This is a genomic window from Cellulomonas sp. HD19AZ1 (genome assembly GCF_004535805.1).
Classification (GTDB): domain Bacteria; phylum Actinomycetota; class Actinomycetes; order Actinomycetales; family Cellulomonadaceae; genus Cellulomonas; species Cellulomonas iranensis.
In genome coordinates this window covers 118,966-140,632 of the sequence record NZ_SPHX01000006.1, presented here as the reverse complement: position 1 = coordinate 140,632, position 21,667 = coordinate 118,966, and the positions used below count along the sequence as shown (strand labels likewise).

Below are 21,667 nucleotides of genomic sequence, written 5' to 3'. Positions count from 1 at the left end.
TGCACGCTACCCCCGCGCCACCGGCCGCGCCGGGCCGCGGACACGTCCTACGTCCCCGGTCGCCGCGGGCGGCGCGCGCGGCGATGATCGGACGGTCGTCCCGCTGAAGGAGGCCCGTGACCAGCACCGCCCCGGTCCGTGTCGGCACCGCCGACCCGTGGCTGCCGGACCCGCTGCCCGCCGACGTCGACGCCGCGCTCGCGGCCGTCCGCACCTGGCCGGACCACCTGCGGCCCGGCGCGGGCGCGACGGCCGCGCTGTGGTCGACGCTCGCGACCCTCGCGGCGCACGACCTCGCCGTGGCGCGCGCGGTCGAGCCGCACCTCGACGCGCTCGCGATCCTCGAGCAGGCGTGGTCGCCCGCGGGCGACGAGCGCACGTGGGGCGTGTTCGCCGCCGAGGGCCCGGGCGTGCGGCTGGAGGCCACGCGGCACCCCGACGGCCCCGCGGAGGACGACGGCGAGCACGCGTGGCGGCTCACCGGCACCAAGCCGTGGTGCTCGCTGGCCGACCGCCTGGACGCCGCGCTGGTCACGGCGCACCTGCCCGACGGCACCCGTCGTCTCTTCGCGGTCGACCTCGCCGACGCCGGCGTGACGCTCGTCGACCAGCCGTGGGCGGCGCGCGGGCTCAGCGAGATCCCGTCGACGCCCGTCGCGTTCGACGACGTGCCCGCCACGGCCGTGGGCGCACCGGGCTGGTACCTCGAGCGGCCGGGGTTCTGGTGGGGAGGCATCGGGGTCGCGGCCTGCTGGTACGGCGGTGCGGTCGCGCTGGGTCGCACGCTGTGGCGGCACGCGACGACGACCGACGACCGGCTCGTCGCGATGCACCTCGGCGCGGTCGACGTCGCGCTGGCCGACGCGCGCCGCGCGCTCGCCGAGGCCGCGCGCGTCGTCGACGGCACGCTGGACCTCGGGCTCCCGGGCACGCTCCTGGCCAAGCGCGTGCGCGCGACGGTGGCCCGCACGTGCGAGGACGTGCTGACGCGCGTCGGGCACGCGCTCGGGCCCGCACCGCTCGCGCTCGACGCCGAGCACGCCAAGCGCGTCGCCGACCTGCAGGTGTACGTGCGTCAGCAGCACGCCGAGCGTGACGACGCGTCGCTCGGGACCACCGTGGCCGCCCGCGAGCGCGCGCCGTGGTGACGTTCGACGGCCGCGCCCCGGGCACGCCGCCGCACGTGTGGGACGAGCGCCTCGCGGCCCTGCCGACGTGGCCGCTGCCGCGCACGGGGCGCACGGTCGTCGTGGCGGCGCACCCCGACGACGAGACGCTCACGGCGGGCGGGCTGCTCGCCGAGCTCGCGGCCGTCGGCCGGCCCGCCGAGGTCGTCGTGGTCTCGGACGGCGCGGGCTCGCACCCGGGGTCGCCGACGCTCGGGCCCGCCGACCTCGTGCGGCGCCGCGTCGACGAGGTGCGCCGCGCGGTCGAGGTCCTGTCGCCCGCGTCGTCGGTCACGCTGCTGGGCCACCCGGACGGGGGGCTGCGCGAGGCGCGCGACCAGGTCGCGGCCGACCTGCGGCGCGTGCTGTCCGCCGGGCCGCGCGTCGCCACCCTCGTCACGACGTGGCGCGGCGACGGCCACCGCGACCACCGCGTGGTCGCCGAGGTGTGCGCCGAGCTCGCCGCGGACCTGGGCTGCACGCTCGCCGAGGCGCCGCTGTGGCTGTGGCACTGGGCGACGCCCGACGACCCGGCCGTTCCGTGGGACGCGCTGCGGGGGCTGCCGCTGTCCGACCATGCGGTGGTGCTCAAGCAGCGCGCGGTCGCGGCGCACGAGACGCAGGTCGAGCCGCTGTCCGACCACCCGGCCGACGCGCCCGTGCTGCACCCGCGGTTCGTGCGCGGCCTGACGCGGGACGTCGAGCCGTTCGTCGTGCACGCGCCCGCCCGGTCGGCCGCACCCGACGACGCGCCCGCGGCCGACCCGGGCGCGGGCGCGGGCGCGACGACCCTGCCCGCGTCGTACTTCGACGCGACGTACGCGCGGCACGACGACCCGTGGGGCTTCACCGACCGCTGGTACGAGACCCGCAAGCGCGCGCTGACGCTCGCCGCACTGCCCGACGAGCGGTACGCGCGCGTGCTGGAGGTGGGCTGCTCGATCGGCGTCCTCACGGTCGAGCTCGCGCGGCGCGCCGACGCCCTGACCGCCACCGACGTGGCCGACGCCGCGCTCGACCGGGCCCGTGCGCGCCTCGGGGACGACGAGCCGCACGTGCGGCTCGTCCGCGGCGCGCTCGGCGGCGCCGGGAACGACGCGCTGCCGGGCGGCCCGTTCGACCTCGTCGTGCTGTCCGAGGTCGGCTACTACCTGTCGGCGTCTGACCTGGCGGCCGCGCTGCCGGACCTGCTGACGCGGCTCGCGCGCGGCGGCACCCTGCTCGCGTGCCACTGGCGGCACCCCGTCGAGGACTACCCGCTGCCGGGCGACGCCGTGCACCGGGCGCTCGCGCGCGCGGCCGGCGCCGCGGGGCTCACGCGGCTCGTCGAGCACCACGAGGCCGACCTGCTGCTGGACGTGTGGAGCCGCGACCCGCGGTCGGTCGCCGAGCGGACGGGCCTGCGGTGAGGGCCGAGCTCGGCGTCGCGGCCGCCGCGGGCGAGAGCGTGGTGGCGCGCCGCACGACCGTGCCGGCACCGGTCGCGCACGTGGCCGTCGTCGTGCCGGTCCGCGACGAGGAGCTGCTGCTCGCGCGCTGCCTGGCCTCGGTGCGCGCGGCGCGGCGCGCGCTGCTGGAGCGCGGCGGGTGCACGGTCGACGTGGTCGTCGTGCTCGACGCGTGCCGGGACGCGAGCGCCGACGTCGTCGCGCGGTTCGGCAGCGTGCGGGTGCTGGAGACCGCGGCCGGCGACGTGGGTGCGGCGCGCGCCGCCGGTGTGCGTTCGGCGCTCGCGGTGCGGCCCGTGGCGGCCGAGCGCACGTGGCTGACGTGCACCGACGCCGACTCCGCCGTCGAGACGGACTGGCTGCTCGAGCACGTGCGGCTCGCGGACGCGGGCGCCGACGTGGTCGTCGGGACCGTCCACCCGGACCCTGCCGACCTCACGGCGTCCCAGTGGGACACCTGGCGCGCGACCCACGAGCCCGGGCGCCCCAACGGGCACGTGCACGGCGCGAACCTGGGCGTGCGCGCGTCGTCGTACCTCGCGGCGGGCGGGTTCGCCCCGGCGCCCGAGCACGAGGACGTCGACCTCGTGGCGCGCCTGCGGGCCACCGGCGCGCGGGTTGTCGCGTCCGACGCGGTGGACGTGCTGACGTCGGGCCGCGCGGTGGGCCGCACGCCCGGCGGCTACGCGGGCCACCTCCGCGCGACCCTGCTGCGCAACTGACCGGGCGCGCGGTACTCGTGCGACGAGCGCGGTACTCATGCGCCGAGCGCGGCACTCGTGCGCCGAGCGCGGGACACACGAGCACCGCGCTCGCGCGACATCTACCGCACTCGCGAGAGGGGTGAGGCCGTCGGGGGTGCGGGCGGGTCGTAGGATCTCGAGCCACCGGCGGCGTCAGGACGCGGGCAGGTGCTCCTTGGCGTCGTCGTACCCGGCGGTGCCGGGCAGCTCGGAGGGCGCGTAGACGAGCCGCAGCACGCCCGTGGGGTAGGCCTCCGAGGAGACGAGGCGCAGCGGGCGCACCGGTCCGTCGCCCCAGAGCCGCTCGCCGCTGCCCGCCGCGACGGGGTGCACGTAGAGCCGCAGCTCGTCGAGCAGGCCGGCGTCGAGCAGCTGCCGGACCACCGAGAGCGACCCGGCGACGAGGACCGTGCCGAGGTCCGCGTCGTCGCGCAGCGCACGCACCGCGGCGACCACGTCGGCGGTGCGCTCGGCGTTCCGCCAGCCGAGGTCGGCGTCACCGCGGGTCGCGACGAGCTTGCGGACGTCCCCCAGCTGCGCGGCGAACCCGGCGTCCTCGCCGCCCGCGGTCTCGCGCTCGGGCCACGCGCCGGCGAACGAGTCGTACGTGACGCGGCCGAGCACGAGCACGTCGACGTCCTCGTAGTCGCTGCCGACGCCCGCGCCCATGCGCTCGTCGAAGTACGGGAAGTGCCAGGCCGGGTCGACCTCGGCGACGCCGTCGAGCGCGATGAACAGGGTCGAGACGATGGTGGCCACGCGGTGCTCCCTCGGGGGTCGGTGCGCCCCGCGGGCGGGGCGCCTGCCCGTGCCGACCTGGCCCGGCCCCGGGAATCATCGCGCGGGTCGCACCGGTGTGCACGACACGCCGTGACGCACAGGTCGCGCCGGCCTCGCGATCAGGTGCGTCGGGCGGTCCCGGGACCTTCGGCCCACTGACCCGCACCCCCCACAAATAGTGTGACGGCCGTGTAGTTCACACAACATGTTGTGTCTGGCCGTGGAAAACCCCACGGACGTCGCCGTCCCGTGGGACGCCGCGGCGCGGACCCCGGCGCGAGCCGTGCGGGCCCGGGCACGCACCGCAGACACCGAGCAGAGATCAGCCGGTGCCGCCCCGACGGCGGCGCCGGCGCAGCCGTGGGAGGGGCAGTCCGTGAGCATCGTGGAGCTGGAGCCGCAGACGCGCGACGACGAGGCCGACGAGGCCGTGCGGACGGGCGAGGCCGCCGCGACCGACGGGACCACCGGGACCCGCGTCCTGCAGGTCGAGAAGCGCGACGGCCGCCTGCTGCGGTTCGACGACGCGCGCATCCGCGCGGCCCTCACCAAGGCGTACGCGGCCGTGCACGGCGAGCCGAACGTCGTGCACCGGCACGCGGTCGCCGCGCTCGTCGAGCGGGTCGACGCCGAGCTCGCGGCGCGCTTCACCTCGACGGTGAAGATCTACGAGATCCAGTCGGTCGTCGAGCACGTGCTGCTCGAGTCGCACGAGTACGACGTGGCCCGCGCGTACATCGACTACCGCGTCGAGCGCGACCTGGCGCGCAGCCGGTCCACCGACCTCAACCACTCGATCGTGCGGCTCATCGACAAGGACCAGACGGTCGTCAACGAGAACGCCAACAAGGACTCCGAGGTCTTCAACACGCAGCGCGACCTCACGGCCGGCACGGTCGGCAAGGCCATCGGCCTGCGGATGCTCCCCGCCCACGTCGCGAACGCCCACCAGAAGGGCGACATCCACTACCACGACCTCGACTACCACCCGTACGCGCCGATGACGAACTGCTGCCTCATCGACTTCCGCACGATGCTCGCGGACGGGTTCCGCATCGGCAACGCGCAGGTCGAGCCGCCGCGGTCCATCCAGACCGCGACCGCGCAGATCTCGCAGATCATCGCGAACGTGTCGTCGTCGCAGTACGGCGGCTGCTCGGTCAACCGGATCGACGAGCTGCTCGCGCCGTACGCGCAGCGCAACCTCGACAAGCACCTCGCGGACGCGGCGCGGTGGATCCCCGACGCGTCGCTGCACGAGGAGTACGCGCGGGAGCGCACCACCAAGGACATCTACGACGCGATGCAGAGCCTCGAGTACGAGATCAACACGCTCTTCACGTCCAACGGGCAGACGCCGTTCACGTCGGTCGGGTTCGGCCTGGGCACGAGCTGGCTCGAGCGCGAGATCCAGCGCGCGATCTTCCAGATCCGCATCCGGGGCCTGGGCCGCGAGGGTCGCACCGCGATCTTCCCGAAGCTGATCTTCACGCTGCGTCGCGGCGTGAACCTCGAGCCGTCCGACCCGAACTACGACCTCAAGCAGCTCGCGGTCGAGTGCTCGACCAAGCGCATGTACCCGGACGTGCTGAGCTACGACAAGATCGTCGAGCTCACGGGCTCGTTCAAGGTGCCGATGGGCTGCCGCTCGTTCCTGCAGGGCTGGCAGGACGCGGAGGGGAACGACGTCGTCGAGGGCCGCATGAACCTGGGCGTCGTGACGCTCAACCTGCCGCGCATCGCCCTGGAGGCGCGCGGCGACCTGGCGCGGTTCTGGTCGCTGCTCGACGAGCGTCTCGACATCGCGCGCGACGCCCTGATGTACCGCGTGGAGCGTTGCAAGGAGGCGACGCCGGGCAACGCGCCGATCCTGTACGTGCACGGCGCGTTCGGGCAGCGCCTGAACCCGGGCGACGACGTGGACGTGCTGTTCCGCGACGGCCGCGCGACGGTGTCGCTCGGGTACATCGGCCTGTACGAGGTCGCCGCCGCCTTCTACGGCGGTGCGTGGGAGCAGGACCCGGAGGCCAAGCGGCTGACGCTCGACGTGCTGCGGACGCTGGCCGAGCGGGCCCGGGAGTGGAAGGCCGCGACCGGCTACCACTTCAGCGTGTACTCGACGCCGAGCGAGAGCCTGACGGACCGGTTCTGCCGCCTCGACAAGGAGAAGTTCGGCGCGGTGCCGGACATCACCGACAAGGACTACTACACGAACAGCTTCCACTACGACGTGCGCAAGGCGCCGACGCCGTTCGAGAAGCTGGACTTCGAGATGGACTACCCGCAGCACGCGTCGGGCGGGTTCATCCACTACTGCGAGTACCCGGTGCTGCAGCAGAACCCGGCAGCGCTCGAGGCCGTGTGGGACTACGCGTACGACCGCGTGGGGTACCTGGGCACGAACACGCCGATCGACCGCTGCCACGAGTGCGGGTTCTGCGGCGACTTCACGCCGACGGCCCGCGGGTTCGCGTGCCCGGGCTGCGGCAACACCGACCCGCGCACGTGCGACGTCGTGAAGCGGACGTGCGGCTACCTGGGCAACCCGCAGCAGCGGCCGATGGTGCACGGGCGGCACGTCGAGATCTCGTCGCGCGTCAAGCACCTGCCGGGCGCGACGTCCCTCGACGCGGCCGACGCGCCGCCGACGTCCCGGGGCTGAGGCGCGCCGTGGCGCGCGACCCGGGCCCGGGCTGGGTGTCGGACAAGGTCAGCCACGGGTACGTCGCCGACTACAAGCCGTTCGTCATGGTGGACGGCGAGGGCGTGCGGTGCAGCCTGTACGTGTCGGGCTGCCTGTTCGCGTGCGAGGGCTGCTTCAACGAGGCGGCGTGGAGCTTCCGCTACGGCCGCCCGTACGACGCCGCGCTCGAGGACCGCGTGCTCGCGGACCTCGCGCACCCGGCCGTGCAGGGGCTGTCGCTGCTGGGCGGCGAGCCGTTCCTCAACACGGAGGTGTGCCTGCAGCTCGTGCGGCGGCTGCGCGCCGAGCTCGGGGCCACGCGCGACGTGTGGGCGTGGACGGGGTACACGTTCGAGGAGCTCGCGGCCGGGCACGACGACCAGCGCGCGCTGCTCGCGGAGGTCGACGTGCTGGTCGACGGCCGGTTCGAGCTCGCGCAGCGGGACCTGACGCTCGCGTTCCGCGGCAGCCGCAACCAGCGCGTGCTGGACGTGCGGGCGTCGCTCGCGGCAGGCGGCGCGACGTGGCACGCGGCGGGGCTGCGGGTGCCCCCGAGCGCGGCGGGCCCGACGCAGCCCGACGGGGCGGGCGTCGGCGCACCGCCGGGGGCCGCAGCGGCGGTCAGCCCACGAGCGTGAGCACGCCGGCCGTCGCGACCGCGAGGCCCAGCGCGAGCGACATGACGACGAGCACGACGTGCACGGTGAGGAACCGGGTCGCGCGCCCGGCGGCGTCGCGCGCCCGCGGGTCCTTGGCGACGCGACGCAGGAACGCCGGCCACACGACGAGGTTCCACAGCCCGGCGACGACGAGCAGGACGGACCAGGCGACGGGGAGCTCCACGTGCCGATGCTGGCACACCCGCCGGCGCCGGTTCGGTGCCGACCGTCGTCGACCGACGCCGGGAGCCCCCGTAGCCTGACCGCGTGACGAACCTCGAGGCCCGACCGACCGAGCAGGTGTGCGTCGCGGGCCCGGCCGCCGACGTCGAGCTCGTCGAGCCGCGCGACGTGCCGCTGGGCGGCCCGCGCGCGATGACGGTGCGCCGCACGCTGCCGTCGCGTGCGCGCTCGCTGATCGGGCCGTTCTGCTTCGCGGACCACTACGGCCCCGACGACGTCGCGGCGACCGGCGGCATGGACGTGCCGCCGCACCCGCACACCGGGCTGCAGACCGTGACGTGGCTGTTCGAGGGCGCGGTGCTGCACCGCGACGCGCTGGGCTCGGAGCAGACCATCACGCCCGGGCAGCTCAACCTCATGACCGCGGGGCGCGGCATCTGCCACTCCGAGGAGTCGACGCCCGCGACGTTCCCCGACCGCCCGGTGCTGCACGGCGTGCAGCTGTGGACGGCGCTGCCGGAGTCGGCGCGGCACGGCGACCGCGCGTTCGAGCACGTCGCCGACGTGCCGCGGCTGACCGTCGACGGTGCGGTGCTGCAGGTGTTCCTGGGGCGTCTGGGCGACGTCGAGTCCCCGGCGCGCGCGTACTCGCCGCTCGTCGCCGCGCAGGTCGACGTGCCCGCCGGGACGCGCGTGCGGCTCCCCGTCGACCCGTCCTTCGAGCACGGCGTGCTGGTCGACTCCGGTGCGCTGCGGTTCGAGGGCCACGACGTCGACCCGGCGTGGCTCGCGTACGCGCCGCCCGGGCGCGACGTGCTGGTGCTGGAGGCCGGCGACCGGCCCGTGCGCGCGGTGCTGCTGGGCGGCACACCGTTCGAGGAGCCCGTCCTCATGTGGTGGAACTTCGTGGGCCGCACGCACGACGAGGTCGTCGAGGCGCGCGCGCAGTGGCAGGCCGCGATCGCCGGGGACGCCGCCGGCCTGGGCCGGTACGGCGAGGTGCACGGCTACGACGGCCCCGCGCTGCCCGCACCCGAGCTGCCGAACGTGCGGCTGCGCCCCCGCGACCGCGCGCGCTGAGCCGCGCACCCGGCCCGCAGCGCGCCGCACCGCCGCAGGGACGCGCAGGGCCCACCCGGTCCGTGCGCGCTGCGACGGCGTCGCGGCGGCACGGCCCGGGTGGGCCCGTGAGGTGCGTCAGCCCGCGTGCGTCCAGCGACGGCGCGCGACGACCAGCCCCGCGCCGACCAGCAGCACCAGGACCGCCGCCGCGCCGACACCGGCGACCTGCGCGCCCGTGACCGCGAGCGCGTCACCGGCCGGGGCCGGCACCGCCTCGACCGCGACGGGCGTCGTCCCGCCCGCGGCGGCCGCGACGACCTCGACCGTCACGGTCGACACCGTGCGCGCGCCCTGCGGGTCCGCGACCGTGAACGTGATCGTCACGGTGCCGACGAACCCGGGCTCGGGCGTGTAGACGAGCCTGCCGTCGACGACCGTCACCGTGCCCGTGGCGGGCTGCTCGACGTCGACGACCGTCAGCTCGCCGCCCTCGGGGTCGCTCGCGCCCGCGAGCACGTCGATCGCGGACGGGCCGGCGTTGCCGACCGTGACCGTGGTCGCCGGGACGACGGGTGCGCCGTTGCCGACCGTGACCGTGACGGTCCCGCGGGTCGTGTCGGTGCCGTCGGACACGGCGAACTCGAACGTCACGTCGCCCGACCAGCCGGTCGGCGGCGTGTACGTCACGACGCCGTCGACCAGCGTGACCGTGCCGCGCGGCGTGCCGTCGGCGTCGACCGCCGTGCCCACCTCGGTGACGGTGAGCGCGTCGTCGTTGGCGTCGGTGACGCCGTCGAGCACGTCGACGACGACGGGCGTGCCGTACGGCGTCGCGTCGGGCCCGCGCGGGGGCACGACCGGGGCGGCGTTCGCGACCGTGACGACGAGGACGCCGTCCGCGGTGCCGCCCGCGCCGTCGGACACCGTGTACGTCACGGTGACGTCGCCCTTGAACCCGGGTGCGCCCGTGACGACGACGCCGCGTGCGTCGTCGGTGAGCACGACCTGCGCGTCCGCGTCGGCGGCGGCCCCGGTGACGACCAGCTGCTGGTCGGTCGCACCGAGGTTCGCGTCCGTCGTGCGCGCCACGAGGTCGACCGTCGCGGGCACGCCCGCCGGGGTCGTCACGTGTGCGGCCTGCGTGACCGGCGCGGCGTTGCGGACCGTCACCGTGACCGACGCGGTGCCGGCCGCGAGGCCGTCGGTCGCGTCGTAGGAGAACGTCACGACGCCCGCCCAGCCGGCCGGCGGCGTGTACCGGACCTGACCGTCGACGACCTCGACGCCGCCGCGGGGCGTGCCCGCCGCGTCGACGGGCACGGTGAGCGACGCGGGCACGACCGTGAGGACGTCGCCGTTCGCGTCGTCGTCGTTGCCGAGCACGTCGACGAGCACCGCGGTGTCCGTGTCCGTCGCGGCGGTGTCGGGCAGCACGCGCGGTGCGGCGTTGGCGACCGTGACGACGAGCGTGCCGTCGACGCTGCCGCCCGCGCCGTCGGACACCGTGAACGTGACCGTGACGGTCCCGCGGTAGCCCGTGGCCGGCCGCACGTCGAGCGTGCCGTCGGGGTTCACGGTGACCTGCGCGCCGTGGTCGGCCGTGGCGCCCGTGACGCGCAGCACCTGGTCGGTGGGCCCGACGTTGACGTCGGACGCGTGCTGCAGCACGTCGACGCCCGCGAGCAGGCCGTCGGTCGCGACCGACGCGCCCGACGTCGTGATGGTCGGCGCGACGTTGGGCGTCGTGACGCTGACCGTGCCGGTCGCCGTCAGGCCCATCGGGTCGGTCGCGGTGTACGTGAACGTGTCCGTGCCCGCCCAGCCGGCCGCGGGCGTGTAGCGGACGCCGCCCGCCCCCGTCACGACGGCGGACCCGTGCGCGGGTGCGGTGCCGACGGCGAACGTCAGCGCGTCGCCGTCGGGGTCGCTCGCGGCGCCCGCCACGTCGACGACCACGTCCGCGTCGCCCTCGGGGACGTCCGCCGTGAGGTCGCCCGCGAGCGGTGCGCCGTTGAACGTGACGGTGACGGTCACGACGTCCGAGCGCCCGGCGGGCGTCTGGTCGTCGACCACGCGGTACGTCATGGTCGCGGGGCCCGTGGGGTTCGCGGGCGCGACGTACGTGGCGACGCCCGTGGCGGGGTCGACCGTGGCCGTGCCCTGCGTGAACGGCGTGACGACCTCGACGCGCACGGGGTCGCCGTTGGGGTCGGAGTCGTTGGCGAGCAGCGCGATCGGCGTGCTGCTGCCGGGGTTGACCCGCAGCGTCTCGCCCTGCGCGACCGGTGCCCCGTTGCCGACCGTGACGGTCACGCGTCCGGTCGTCGCGGCGCCGCGCGAGTCCTCGACCGTGTAGTCGAACGCGTCCGTGCCGCGGAACCCGGGGGTCGGCGTGTACACCAGCCGCTGCTGGTCGTCGACGGTCACGGTGCCGTGCGGCGTGGTCGTGGGCACCGAGCGGTAGGCGATCGCGTCGCCGTTGGGGTCCGAGTCGTTCGCGAGCGCGGCGATCGTCACCGGGCCGCCCGTGGAGGTCGCGGTGTCGTCGCCGACGACCGGCGCCTCGTTGACGACGACGACCTGCACGGCCGCCGTCGACCGCAGGCCCGTCGGGTCCTCGATCGTGTACGTGAACACGTCGCGCCCGGCGAAGTCGGCGCGCGGCGTGTACGTCAGCGCGCCGTCGGTGCCGATCGTCACCGAGCCGCCCGCGGCGTCCGTCACGGCGACCGTCCGCAGCGGGCCGCCCTCGGCGTCGCGCGCGTCGGCGAGCACGTCGACGCGCAGGCCCGGCGTCGCGCTGCGCGGCGTGAACGTCCGCACGTAGGGCTGCGCGACCGGCGGCGTCTGGCCCGCGGTCGCGGGCTCGGCGACGGGACGCTGCACGACATTCGTGGCGGACGACGCCGCGGCGCGCGTCGTGTGCCCCCGGTAGGTCATGGCGGCGGCGTTGACGAGCTCGACACCCGCGGGGGCGGCGTCGTCGACCCGCACGCGGAAGGTGACGACGTGCGCGGGGTCGGAGCCGACGGTGATGGGGATGTCGCCGCCGCGCGAGGCGTCGGCGCCCGTACCCAGGTGGACCACGACGTGGCCGCTCGGGTCCTGCGCGTAGTAGCCGTCGTCGTCGCCCTCGGCGTCCGTGAGGGGCTGGCCGTCGACCTGCAGCGACCCGGGCACGTACGTGGTGCCCGTGGGGATCGCGTCGAAGAACCGGCTGTCGGACGCCACGTCGAGGCCGATGTTGCTCACGGGCACCGAGTACTCGAGGACGTCGCCGCGACGCACGTCGCCGCCGTTGAGGTCGGTGACCGACTTGTGGCCGAGCAGGGTCGGGTCGTAGAGCTCGGTCGAGAACGTCACGACGCCGGGGAAGAACTGCTCGCCGCCCGTCGTGAGCCGGAACCGCGCGCTCGTGGCACCGTTCGGGATGTAGTCGCTGCCGACCGTGAAGACGTCGGCGTCGAAGCCGAGCTGGTTGCGGTAGGCGGGGTTGCGCCGGCTGCCGTCGGCGGCCGCACCGGCCAGGAACGCGCGGTCGACCCCCGCACGCGTGATGGTCGAGTTGAAGGCGTTGTTCGCGGGGTTCTCGGCGTCCGTGAGCGGCAGCCCGTTGAGCAGCAGCTGGTCGCCGACGAGCCCGCGGTCGCCCTCGTACGTGACGACGCCGACGGACGTGCGGATGTCACCCGTGGGCGGCGTGATGAAGCCGTCGACCGTGAAATCGGGCAGCGGGTCGCCGTTGGCGACCGAGCCGAAGCCGTCGAAGACCGTGAGGTTGCGGGCCGGGGCGGCGGGGTCGGCGACCGCGACGACGAGGGTCCAGCCGGCGTAGTTGTTGGTGCCGTTGGCCGAGGACTGCACGTTCCCGACCATGTACGAGCCGCTGCCCGCCGCCGTGACGAGGTCGGTCACGTCGACGAAGGACTGGTACGCGCGGTCGGGCGCGACGTCGACGTGCGCGGCGGTGACGGTGGCGTAGGACGTGGCGCCGGGCACGCGCAGCACCGCGCGGTCGCGCAGCGTCGCGTCGGCACCGGCCGTGTTGGCCGCGGCCGTGCGGCCGCCCCAGTAGAGCCGGGCCCACAGCACACTGCCGCCCGCGGGGATCGCGAGCTCGGCGGACGACGAGTTGAACGTCGAGGCGTCGCCGTCGACGTCCACGTAGCGCATGGTGTGGTCGTTGTTGCTGAGGTTCGTCGACGACGACCCGTCACGCACCGCGGCGCAGTTGTTGGCGCCCGTCGTGCACGTCATCAGCGTGTTGGCCGAGAGCAGGATCTCGCCGTTCGTGTTGGTCGAGAACACCGAGCCGAACGGCCGGTACTCCGCCGCCGCGGCGGGTGCCGCGAGGCCCACGAGCGCGAGCGGTGCCAGCAGCGCCGCCACGACCGCCGCCGCGAGGGCCGCGGACCCGCGCCGCCCTCGGCGCGACGCGTGCGCACCCGTCCCCCTGCGCGCCCCGCGCGCCTCCTGCGTCTGTGCCACGACCCTCTCCCCGCTGTGGTGGACGGACGTGCGTTCTAGACGCCCGTCCAGCACGCAACGTAGGGAGAGCCGCAAGGGGCCGTTGGTGACGGCGCGGGGCGAATGCGACGCACCGGACCGGGTGAAGAAACAGGTCAGCGCCGCGGCCTGGGTACCAGGACCCAGGCCGCGGCGCTGCGGGCACCCCCGGACGGCGGCACCGTGGGTGCCACCACCCCTGCGGGTGTCAGCCCTTGACGGAGCCGAGCATGACGCCGGACACGAAGTACCGCTGCACGAACGGGTACACGCAGAGGATCGGGATGATCGTGAGGATCATCGTGACCGACTGGATGTTGGCGGCGATCGCCGCGGACGTCGTGCCCGCGACGGCGGCCCCCTCGGACGCCGCGGACGACGCACCGGCGATGAGGTTGCGCAGGAACAGCGTGACCGGGAACAGCTCCTGCTTGTCGATGTAGAGGAACGCCGCGAACCAGTCGTTCCAGATGGCCACCGAGTAGAACAGGATCATGGTCGCGATCACCGCCTTGGACAGCGGGATGACGATGCGGCCGAAGATGCCGAACCACCCGAGGCCGTCGATCTGCGCGGCCTCCTCCATCTCCGCCGGCAGGTTCTCGAAGAACGACTTCATGACCAGCAGGTTGAAGATCGAGATCGCGCCCGGCAGCACGACCGCCCACATCGTGTTCTTCAGCCCGAGGGTCTGGATGAGCACGTAGTTGGGGATCAGGCCGCCGTTGAAGAACATCGTGAACATCGCGACCCAGATGAGGCCCGTGCGCCCGCGCAGGTGCCGCTTCGACAGCACGAAGGCCAGCAGCGTGGTCAGCACCATCGCGATGGTCGTGCCGACGACCGTGTAGACCACGGTGTTGCGGTACGAGCGCCAGAACATCTTGTTCTGCCACACGGCCTCGTACGTGTCGAGGTTGAAGCCGACGGGCCACACGTTGACCAGGCCCGCCTTGACGGCGCCGGGGCTGGAGAACGACTGCGCGATGACCGTGATGAACGGGTACAGCATGAAGGCGCACAGCAGCACGAGGAACGCGCCGTTGACCCACGTGAAGACCCGGTACCCGCGCGAGTCGCGCGGGCCGACGGACGTGCCCCCGGCGGGGCTCGTCGAGGACGTCAGGGCGGACTGCGTCACCACAGGCTTGCTCCCACCACTCGGCGCGACACGAAGTTCGCGGTCAGCACCATCACGAGCCCGATGAGGGCCTGGAACAGGCCGATCGCGGTCGCGTAGCTGAAGTTGTTCGACACCAGGCCGACCCGGTACAGGTAGGTCGAGACGACGTCGGCGGTCGAGTAGGTCAGCGGGTTGTACAGCAGCAGGACCTTCTCGAACCCGACGTTGAGGAACGTGCCGATGTTGAGGATGAGCAGCGTGACCATGGTCGGGCGGATGCCCGGCAGCGTCACGTGCCAGGTCTGGCGCCAGCGGTTGGCGCCGTCGATGCGCGCCGCCTCGTAGAGCGACGCGTCGACCGTGGTGAGCGCCGCGAGGTAGAGGATCGTGCCCCAGCCGACGGTCTGCCAGATCTCGGACCCGACGTAGATGGTGCGGAACCACTCGGCCCGCTGCAGGAACGGGATCGCCTCGCCGCCGAACCCTTCGATGACCTGGTTGACGGTGCCCTGCAGCGACAGCAGCTGCATGGTCATGCCGACGACGATCACGACCGACAGGAAGTGCGGCAGGTAGGAGATCGACTGCACCGTGCGCTTGAACGCGCGCTTGCGGACCTCGTTGAGGGACAGCGCGAGCACGATCGGCAGCGGGAAGCAGAACAGCAGCGTGAGGCCGCCGAGGATCGCCGTGTTGGCGAAGACGTTCCAGAAGTTGGGGTCGGACAGGAACATCTCGATGTACCGCAGGCCGACCCACTCGTCACCGATGATGCTGCCGCCGGGACGGAACCGGCGGAACGCGATGACGTTGCCGAACATCGGCGCGTAGCGGAACACCAGCAGGAACAGGACGGGGACCAGCGCCATCGCGTACAGCGGCCAGTCGCGCCGCAGCGCCGCGCGCCACGGCACCTTGCCCGCGGCCCTGCCCCGGCGGGGACGGCCGGCCGGGCGGCCCCCTGCGCCGCCGGGCGCGGGCACGCGCCGGTCCCGCGGGTCCTCGGTCACGAGTGCGTCGCCCGTCACTTGAGCTGCGCTCATGTCTCACTCCTTCGTGAGCAGGTGGTGCCCGGTGGGCCGGCCCCGTGACGTCGGGGCCGGCCCACCGGGCGGGGAGGGCGGGGTCAGCCCTTCTCGGCGGCGCGCTCGCGCGCACCGTTGATCAGGTCCATGTACTGCTGGAGACCCTGGCCCTCGAGCTGGCTCAGGAAGGAGTCCCACTGCGACAGGTCACGCTGCCCGAGGATGAACTCGAGCGTCGCGGTGTCGACCGAGTCCTTGAGCGGTGTCGCCAGGAGCGACGACTGCTCGAGCTCGGCCTCGTCCAGGGGTGCGCGCGGGAACGGGTCGCGCGGCGTGCGGGTCGAGAGCACCGAGTCGATGTACTCGACGAACGCGGGGACGTTGTACGACTCCTTGAGCGCCCGCGACTCGGTGGACCCGGCGAACACGTCGTTGGCGAAGCCGAGGTCCTTCTTGATGTCGATCGTGCCGCTCGGGTTGAGGTTGAGCTGCTTGTGCGTGTACTCGGGGTTCAGCGTGTAGGTGTCGCCGTCCTTGGTGTACGTCTCGCCCTCGACGCCCCACTGGATCATGTCGCGGGCCTCGGGGTTGTAGTACAGCCAGTCGGTGAACTGCAGCAGGTCGCAGAAGTTCGGGTCGTTGACCGCGTCCTGGGTCAGCATGAAGCCGTTCCAGAAGTTGCGGGGCTCGACGACCATGCCGGCGGGGCCGCCCGGGGGCGCGATCTGCTTGAGCTCGTAGTCCGTGACGCCCGCGGCGTCGAGCGCGGTCGCGAACTCCTGGACCGTGCCGGACGCGCCGGACGCGGCGAAGACCGTCTCGGCGGCGATCTTCTCGGTGACGGTGCCGCCGCCGTCGTTCGAGTCGGTGAACGACTCGGTGTCGAGCAGCCCGGCCTCGGTGAGGCCGTTGAAGTACTCGACCATCTGCTTGTAGCCCTCGGTGGTGGGCGCGTAGACGAACTCGTCGGCGTCCTCGTCGTACCAGGCGCCGGTGCCGAAGCCCCAGCCGCCGACCGTGCCGAACGAGTGGGCGGCGTAGTTGATCATCGACTGGCCCTCGAAGCCGTCCGCGAGCGGCTTGCTGTCGGGGTACTTGGCCTTGATCATCTCGAGGCCGGTCTGCAGGTCCTCCCACGTCTCGGGGGCGGGCGCGCCGACCTCGTCGAAGACGTCCTGGCGGATGATCAGCGTGAAGACGGGGACCGAGACCTCCTGCAGGCCCGGCACCATGTAGTACTTCCCGTCGGCCTGGCGGAGGTTGTCGATCATGTCGCCCAGGTCCCACTCCTCCACGTACTTCTGGAAGTTGGGCATGTAGTCGACGTAGTCGCTCATGGGGACCACGGCGCCGGACGCGGCGAACTGCCGCTCGTCGCCCGTGTAGGTGAGCGGGATGATCTGCGGCGCGTCGCCCGCGCTGATGAGGAGGCTGCGCTTCTCGGTCGCGTCGCTGAACGGGATGTTCGTCAGGTTGAGCTTGACGTTGGTGCGCTTCTCGATCTCGTCGAAGAACTGCCACGAGTCGGTGACCGGGTAGTCGGGCCAGTCGGTCCACAGGACCGAGAACTCGCGCGGCTCGGAGGCCTTCCAGGGCTGGTCCGCGACCGCGTCGACCGAGCACTCGAGGTCCTCGCCGCTCGCCGTGCCCCCGCCGCCGCCGCTGTCGCCGCTGCCGCAGGCCGCGAGCCCGAGGGTCGCCGCGAGCGCGGCCGCCCCGATGGCCCCGGCGCGCCGGCGTCGCGCCGTGCGTCCCGTGTACGTCCCGCCGTTGAGCATGTAGGTCTCCTCATCGAGTCCAGGCCCGGGCTACGCCGACCGGGCCGCGGACCGGCCGCCACCGTCCGCCGTCGGGCGGTGGTGCAGGTCCTCGTGCGGGACCCCGGTCGATGCACGAAAAACAGGTTGACGCGACCGGGGACCGATAGTTTCAGGAGGCTAGGTCCCGACATTCACCCCGTCAAGACCCGCGAAGCCCCTGTGAAGTAACGATTAAGCGACAGTGGACGGACGCCCAGGTCGGGGTCGCGACGACGTCGCTGTCGATAGTTTCGACAGCGGTGCGTCGACCGCCGCGCGGGCGCCGACCGGACGTCAGCGCTCGGCGGCGACCACCCCCCGCGGCTGCGGCGCGCACCACGCGTCGCGCGCCGTGAGGGGCACGAGCGGCGGCACGACGGGCCGCGACGCGACCGGCACACGGCCCGCACCCTCGGCGGACGCCAGCAGCGACGTCATCACCTCGAGCACGTGCGCCGCGAGCTCGCCGCTCGCCCGGTGCGCCCCGCCGCCGGGCCCGACGGCGTCGACCATGTCGAGCAGGCCGATCCCGCGCGCCGACCCCGCGTACCCCGCGCCCGGCGGGACCACGTGCCAGCCCGCGTCCGGGGTCCACACCTCCACCTCGCCGTCGAACGCGTTGGGGTCGGGCACCGACACCGACCCGCGCTCGCCGTGCACCTCGACGGGCCGCGCGCGCGAGCGCCCGCCGTCGAAGCTCACGGTCACGGTCGAGATCGCCCCGTCCGCGTGCTCCAGCAGGCCCGTCACGTGCGTCGCGACCTCGACGGGCACCCGCTCGCCGGCCCGCGGGCCGGACCCGATGACGCGCTCGTCGCGCGCCCGCCCCGCGGCGCCCTGCACGTGCGTCACGGGCCCGAGCAGGTGCACGAGGGCCGTCAGGTAGTACGGCCCCATGTCGAGCAGCGGCCCGCCGCCCGCGCGGTAGTAGAAGTCGGGCTGCGGGTGCCAGCCCTCGTGCCCGGGCGACACCCACGTGGCGAGCGCGCTCGACGGCCGCCCGATCGTGCCCGCCTCGACGACGGCGCGCGCCGTCTGCACGCCCGTGCCGAGCACCGTGTCCGGTGCGCACCCGACGCGGACGCCGGCGGCGTCGGCGGCCGCGAGCACGCGCCGCGCGCCCTGGGGCGTGGCCGTGAGCGGCTTCTCCCCGAACACGTGCTTGCCCGCACCGATCGCGGCGAGCGCGACCTCCTCGTGCGCGAGCGGCACCGTGAGGTTGAGGACCACGTCGACCGCGGGGTCCGCCAGCAGGGTCGCGACGTCGACCGCGCGCGTGCCGGGGTGCTGGTCCGCGACGTGCCGGGCGCGGTCCCGGTCGAGGTCCGCGACGGCGACCACGTCGACGCCGCCGTGCGCCGTGAGCGTCTCGAGGTACGTCCGCGAGATGACCCCGACGCCCACGACGCCGACGCCGACGCGGCTCACGCGCGCGCCGCCCAGAGCATGCCGCGCTCCACGATCGCGCGCACCGACGGGTGCTGCAGCACCTCGGGCGTGTGGCCGGGCGTCGCGACGACGACCCGACCCTTCCCCCAGTGCCGCGTCCACACCGCGGGCGACGTGAGCGGCCGGTGCCACGGGTGGTACGGCTGCGTCGGGTGGGTCGTGGTGGCGAGGACGTCGACGAGGTCGTCGTGCAGCACCCAGTACTGCTCGGACTCGAGCTCGAAGTCGTCGAGCCCCGCGGTGATCGGGTGCTCGCGGCCCAGGTCGGTGATCTCGACCGTGTAGGGCAGGTAGTTGTCGGTCTCGTCGCCGACGCGCAGCGACGGCTCCTTGCCGGGGTGGGTCGCGAACTGCCCGCCGACCAGCTGCAGGTAGTCCGAGCTGTTCCGGTAGGAGTCGGCGATGCCGCCGTGCCAGCCGACCAGGCCCGTGCCCGCCTCGACGGCGCCGCGCAGGCCCCAGAGCTCGTCGTGGCCGATGCTCGACATCGTCACGCTCTGCACCACCAGGTCGGTGGCGGACATGACCTCGGCGTCCGCGTAGACCTCGTTGGTCTCGTGGACGGCGACCTCGAAGCCCTGCGCGCGCAGGAACGGCAGGAACAGCTCGGTGGCGGCGACGGGCTGGTGCCCGTCCCATCCGCCGCGGACGACCAGGGCGCGCCTCACGCACCCACCTCCTCGTTCGTGGGACGCGCGACGTCGGGGCGCGCGACGGGCGTGCGGGCCGAGCGGTCGGCCGCGCTGACGGCGACGGCGTCGAGGACGCGCTGCACGTCGAGCGCGTCGTCGAACGTCGGGGACGGGTCGGTGCCGTCGGCGATCGCCTGCACCAGGTCGACGACCTGGTGCGTGAAGCCGTGCTCGTAGCCGATGCCGTGCCCGGCGGGCCACCATGCCGCCATGTAGGGGTGGACGGGTTCGGTGACCTGCACGCGGCGGAAGCCCTGCGTGCGGGCGTCGTCACGCGCGTCGTAGACCTCGAGCTCGTTGCTGCGCTCGTAGTCGAACGCGATCGAGCCGAGCTCGCCGTCGATCTCGATGCGGTTGGCGTTGCGACGGCCCGTCGCCAGGCGCGTGGCCTCGAAGACGCCGAGCGCGCCGCCGTCGAACGAGGCGGTGAACGCCGCGGCGTCGTCGACGGTGACGGGGCCGCGCTCGCCGCCGTCGCCGCGCCCGCCGAGGCCGACGTGCTCGCCGCCCACCGGACGGTCGGTGACGAACGTGCGGAGCACGGCCGAGACGTCGGTGATGCGGCTGCCGGTGAGCCACTGCGCGGTGTCGACCGAGTGCGCGGCGATGTCGCCGAGCGTGCCGCTGCCCGCGCGCGTCGCGTCGAGCCGCCACGTCAGGGGCGCGTCGGGGTCGGAGAGCCAGTCCTGCAGGTACTGGGCCCGCACGTGCCGGATCTCGCCCGTGAAGCCCTCGGCGACGAGCTGCCGCGCGAGCGCGAGGGCCGGTGTGCGGCGGTAGCTGAACCCGCACATGGCCAGCACGCCGCGCGTGCGGGCGTCGCGCGCGGCGGCGGCCATGCGCTCGGCCTCGGGCACCGAGTTGGCGAGCGGCTTCTCGCACAGCACGTGCTTGCCGGCGGCGAGCGCGGCGAGGGCGATCGGCTCGTGCGTGTCGCCCGGCGTGCAGATGTCGACGACGTCGACGTCGTCGCGCTCGACGACGGCGCGCCAGTCGGTCTGCGCCTCGTGCCAGCCGAAGCGATCGGCCAGGTCGCGCGTGCGGCCGGCGTCGCGGCCGGCCACGACCTGCAGGCGCGGGCGGCGGGGCAGGTCGAAGAAGGCGCCGGCGGTGCGCCACGCGTGCGAGTGGGCCCGGCCCATGAAGCCGGTGCCGACAAGGGCGACGCGCAGCTCGGACGTGGAGGGTCGCGACAATGGGACTCCCGCGTTGGTTTATCGATCAATCCGTTCTCCGCAGGCTGTCACGGGACGTCGAACCCGTCAACCGCCCGCGGCGCGTCTGCCATGATCCCCAGCGGAGGTTGCGATGGTCACCATGAGCGACATCGCGCAGCGGACCGGCGTCACCGTGACGACCGTGTCCAACGCGCTGACGGCCCGCGGGCGCGTCTCGGACGCCACGCGGTCACGGATCCTCGCGGTCGCGGACGAGCTGGGCTACGAGGTCAACCTCACCGCGCGCCACCTGCGCGTGGGCCGCTCGGACACGATCGCGCTCATCGTGCCGTCGGTGCACGACTACTTCGGCGAGATCGCCGACAAGCTCGCCGTGCTCGCCGAGGCCACCGGCCGCCACCTCGTGCTCGAGCGCACGTCCGCCCTCACCGAGTCCGAGCGCGCCGCCATCACGTTCCAGCGCCTGCAGATGTTCGACGGCGTGCTGCTCTCGGCCGTCGGGCTCGACCACGACGACGTCGAGCGCGCCCGCCGCCGCACCCCGCTGGTCGTGCTGGGCGAGCGCCCCATGCCGGCCACGGTCGACCACGTCCGCCTCGCCAACGAGGAGGGCGGGCGCCTGGCCACCGCGCACCTGCTCGAGCACGGCGCGCGCCGCGTCGTCGTGCTGGGCGGGTCGCTCGGCGCCGAGTTCGGCATCTCGCACTCGCGCCTCGTCGGCTGGCGGCAGGCGCACGCCGACGCAGGCGTCCCGGCCGACCCGCGGCTCGTCGTCCCCGTGCAGGACTACGACGTCCGCCACGCACGCGCCGCGCTCACGGCCCTGATCGCGGACGGCGTGCCGTTCGACGCCGTCTTCGCCGTGACCGACATGGTCGCCCTCGGTGCGATGTCGGCGCTGGCCGAGCACGGCCTGCGCATCCCGCAGGACGTGCAGGTCGTCGGCTTCGACGACCTGCTGTTCTCCGACTTCCTGAGCCCCCGCCTCACGTCCGTCGACCCGCACTCGCGCGAGCTCGCCGCCACCGCCATGCGGCTGCTCGAGCAGCGCATGTCCGGCGACGACGCGCCGCCCGAGCACGTCGTCAACCCCGTGTCGCTCGTGGTGCGGGGGTCGACGCGCGCGGGGTGAGGGTGAACCAGCGCGCCTGGAGCACCATGGATCTGCGGA

General features: G+C 74.1%; 16 protein-coding genes. 7 read left to right on the top strand and 9 right to left on the bottom strand.

The window, feature by feature from the left end; translation table 11 throughout:
- Positions 1 to 116 precede the first annotated feature (116 nt).
- Genes E4A51_RS13885 through E4A51_RS13875 form a run of 3 tightly spaced genes read left to right on the top strand, consistent with a single transcriptional unit; the run spans position 117 to position 3,336 of the window.
- On the top strand, positions 117 to 1,148 hold the full coding sequence (locus E4A51_RS13885; RefSeq protein WP_134852128.1) for an acyl-CoA dehydrogenase: 1,032 nt from the start codon (positions 117 to 119) through the stop codon (positions 1,146 to 1,148).
- Positions 1,142 to 2,575: a PIG-L family deacetylase gene (locus tag E4A51_RS13880; protein ID WP_134852127.1), complete on the top strand. Its 1,434-nt coding sequence runs from the start codon at positions 1,142 to 1,144 to the stop codon at positions 2,573 to 2,575. The genes E4A51_RS13885 and E4A51_RS13880 overlap by 7 nt, the downstream gene beginning before the upstream one ends.
- Positions 2,572 to 3,336: a glycosyltransferase family 2 protein gene (locus E4A51_RS13875; protein WP_240696496.1), complete on the top strand. Its 765-nt coding sequence runs from the start codon at positions 2,572 to 2,574 to the stop codon at positions 3,334 to 3,336. Before E4A51_RS13880 ends, E4A51_RS13875 begins: the two co-directional genes overlap by 4 nt.
- Before the next feature lie 174 nt (positions 3,337 to 3,510).
- Here the strand turns inward: E4A51_RS13875 and E4A51_RS13870 are convergent, their stop codons facing one another.
- Positions 3,511 to 4,116: a dihydrofolate reductase family protein gene (locus E4A51_RS13870; protein WP_134852126.1), complete on the bottom strand. Its 606-nt coding sequence runs from the start codon at positions 4,114 to 4,116 to the stop codon at positions 3,511 to 3,513.
- 397 nt (positions 4,117 to 4,513) lie between these two features.
- On the opposite strand from E4A51_RS13870, the gene nrdD reads away from it, so the two are divergent.
- Together nrdD and nrdG are read left to right on the top strand one after the other, a co-directional pair.
- On the top strand, positions 4,514 to 6,799 hold the full coding sequence (gene nrdD / locus E4A51_RS13865) for an anaerobic ribonucleoside-triphosphate reductase (protein WP_240696495.1): 2,286 nt from the start codon (positions 4,514 to 4,516) through the stop codon (positions 6,797 to 6,799).
- Positions 6,800 to 6,807: 8 nt separating this feature from the next.
- Positions 6,808 to 7,458 carry an anaerobic ribonucleoside-triphosphate reductase activating protein gene (gene nrdG / locus E4A51_RS13860; protein WP_134852125.1) on the top strand — a complete coding sequence of 217 codons (651 nt, stop codon included), beginning with the start codon at positions 6,808 to 6,810 and terminating at the stop codon, positions 7,456 to 7,458.
- On the opposite strand, the gene E4A51_RS13855 is transcribed toward nrdG, so the two are convergent.
- On the bottom strand, positions 7,442 to 7,663 hold the full coding sequence (locus E4A51_RS13855) for an SCO4848 family membrane protein (RefSeq protein WP_134852124.1): 222 nt from the start codon (positions 7,661 to 7,663) through the stop codon (positions 7,442 to 7,444). The genes nrdG and E4A51_RS13855 overlap by 17 nt on opposite strands.
- An 83-nt stretch (positions 7,664 to 7,746) precedes the next feature.
- Between E4A51_RS13855 and E4A51_RS13850 the strand changes: the two genes are divergently transcribed.
- Positions 7,747 to 8,742 carry a pirin family protein gene (locus E4A51_RS13850; protein ID WP_070320624.1) on the top strand — a complete coding sequence of 332 codons (996 nt, stop codon included), beginning with the start codon at positions 7,747 to 7,749 and terminating at the stop codon, positions 8,740 to 8,742.
- 117 nt (positions 8,743 to 8,859) lie between these two features.
- On the opposite strand, the gene E4A51_RS13845 is transcribed toward E4A51_RS13850, so the two are convergent.
- The 7 genes from E4A51_RS13845 to E4A51_RS13815 form a co-directional block, all read right to left on the bottom strand.
- The gene (locus E4A51_RS13845; RefSeq protein ID WP_134852123.1) at positions 8,860 to 13,212 is read right to left on the bottom strand and encodes an Ig-like domain-containing protein; all 4,353 of its coding nucleotides are present in this window, start codon (positions 13,210 to 13,212) and stop codon (positions 8,860 to 8,862) included.
- Between the two features lie 226 nt (positions 13,213 to 13,438).
- The gene (locus tag E4A51_RS13840; RefSeq protein WP_370297504.1) at positions 13,439 to 14,374 is read right to left on the bottom strand and encodes a carbohydrate ABC transporter permease; all 936 of its coding nucleotides are present in this window, start codon (positions 14,372 to 14,374) and stop codon (positions 13,439 to 13,441) included.
- Entirely contained in the window at positions 14,368 to 15,396 is a 1,029-nt protein-coding gene (locus E4A51_RS13835; protein ID WP_082131587.1) for a sugar ABC transporter permease, read from the bottom strand. The genes E4A51_RS13840 and E4A51_RS13835 overlap by 7 nt, the downstream gene beginning before the upstream one ends.
- Before the next feature lie 83 nt (positions 15,397 to 15,479).
- Complete coding sequence (locus E4A51_RS13830; RefSeq protein ID WP_070320621.1) at positions 15,480 to 17,156, bottom strand: extracellular solute-binding protein; 1,677 nt, start codon at positions 17,154 to 17,156, stop codon at positions 15,480 to 15,482.
- 315 nt (positions 17,157 to 17,471) lie between these two features.
- Positions 17,472 to 18,605, bottom strand: coding sequence for a Gfo/Idh/MocA family protein (locus E4A51_RS13825; RefSeq protein WP_134852122.1), 1,134 nt, complete (start codon positions 18,603 to 18,605; stop codon positions 17,472 to 17,474).
- Positions 18,602 to 19,294: a ThuA domain-containing protein gene (locus tag E4A51_RS13820; protein ID WP_070320619.1), complete on the bottom strand. Its 693-nt coding sequence runs from the start codon at positions 19,292 to 19,294 to the stop codon at positions 18,602 to 18,604. The genes E4A51_RS13825 and E4A51_RS13820 overlap by 4 nt, the downstream gene beginning before the upstream one ends.
- Positions 19,291 to 20,514: a Gfo/Idh/MocA family protein gene (locus E4A51_RS13815; protein ID WP_134852121.1), complete on the bottom strand. Its 1,224-nt coding sequence runs from the start codon at positions 20,512 to 20,514 to the stop codon at positions 19,291 to 19,293. Before E4A51_RS13815 ends, E4A51_RS13820 begins: the two co-directional genes overlap by 4 nt.
- 121 nt (positions 20,515 to 20,635) lie before the next feature.
- Here E4A51_RS13815 and E4A51_RS13810 point away from each other — a divergent pair, with 121 nt between their 5' ends.
- Positions 20,636 to 21,628, top strand: a complete 993-nt coding sequence (locus E4A51_RS13810; protein WP_240696494.1) for a LacI family DNA-binding transcriptional regulator — start codon at positions 20,636 to 20,638, stop codon at positions 21,626 to 21,628.
- Positions 21,629 to 21,667: the final 39 nt, after the last annotated feature.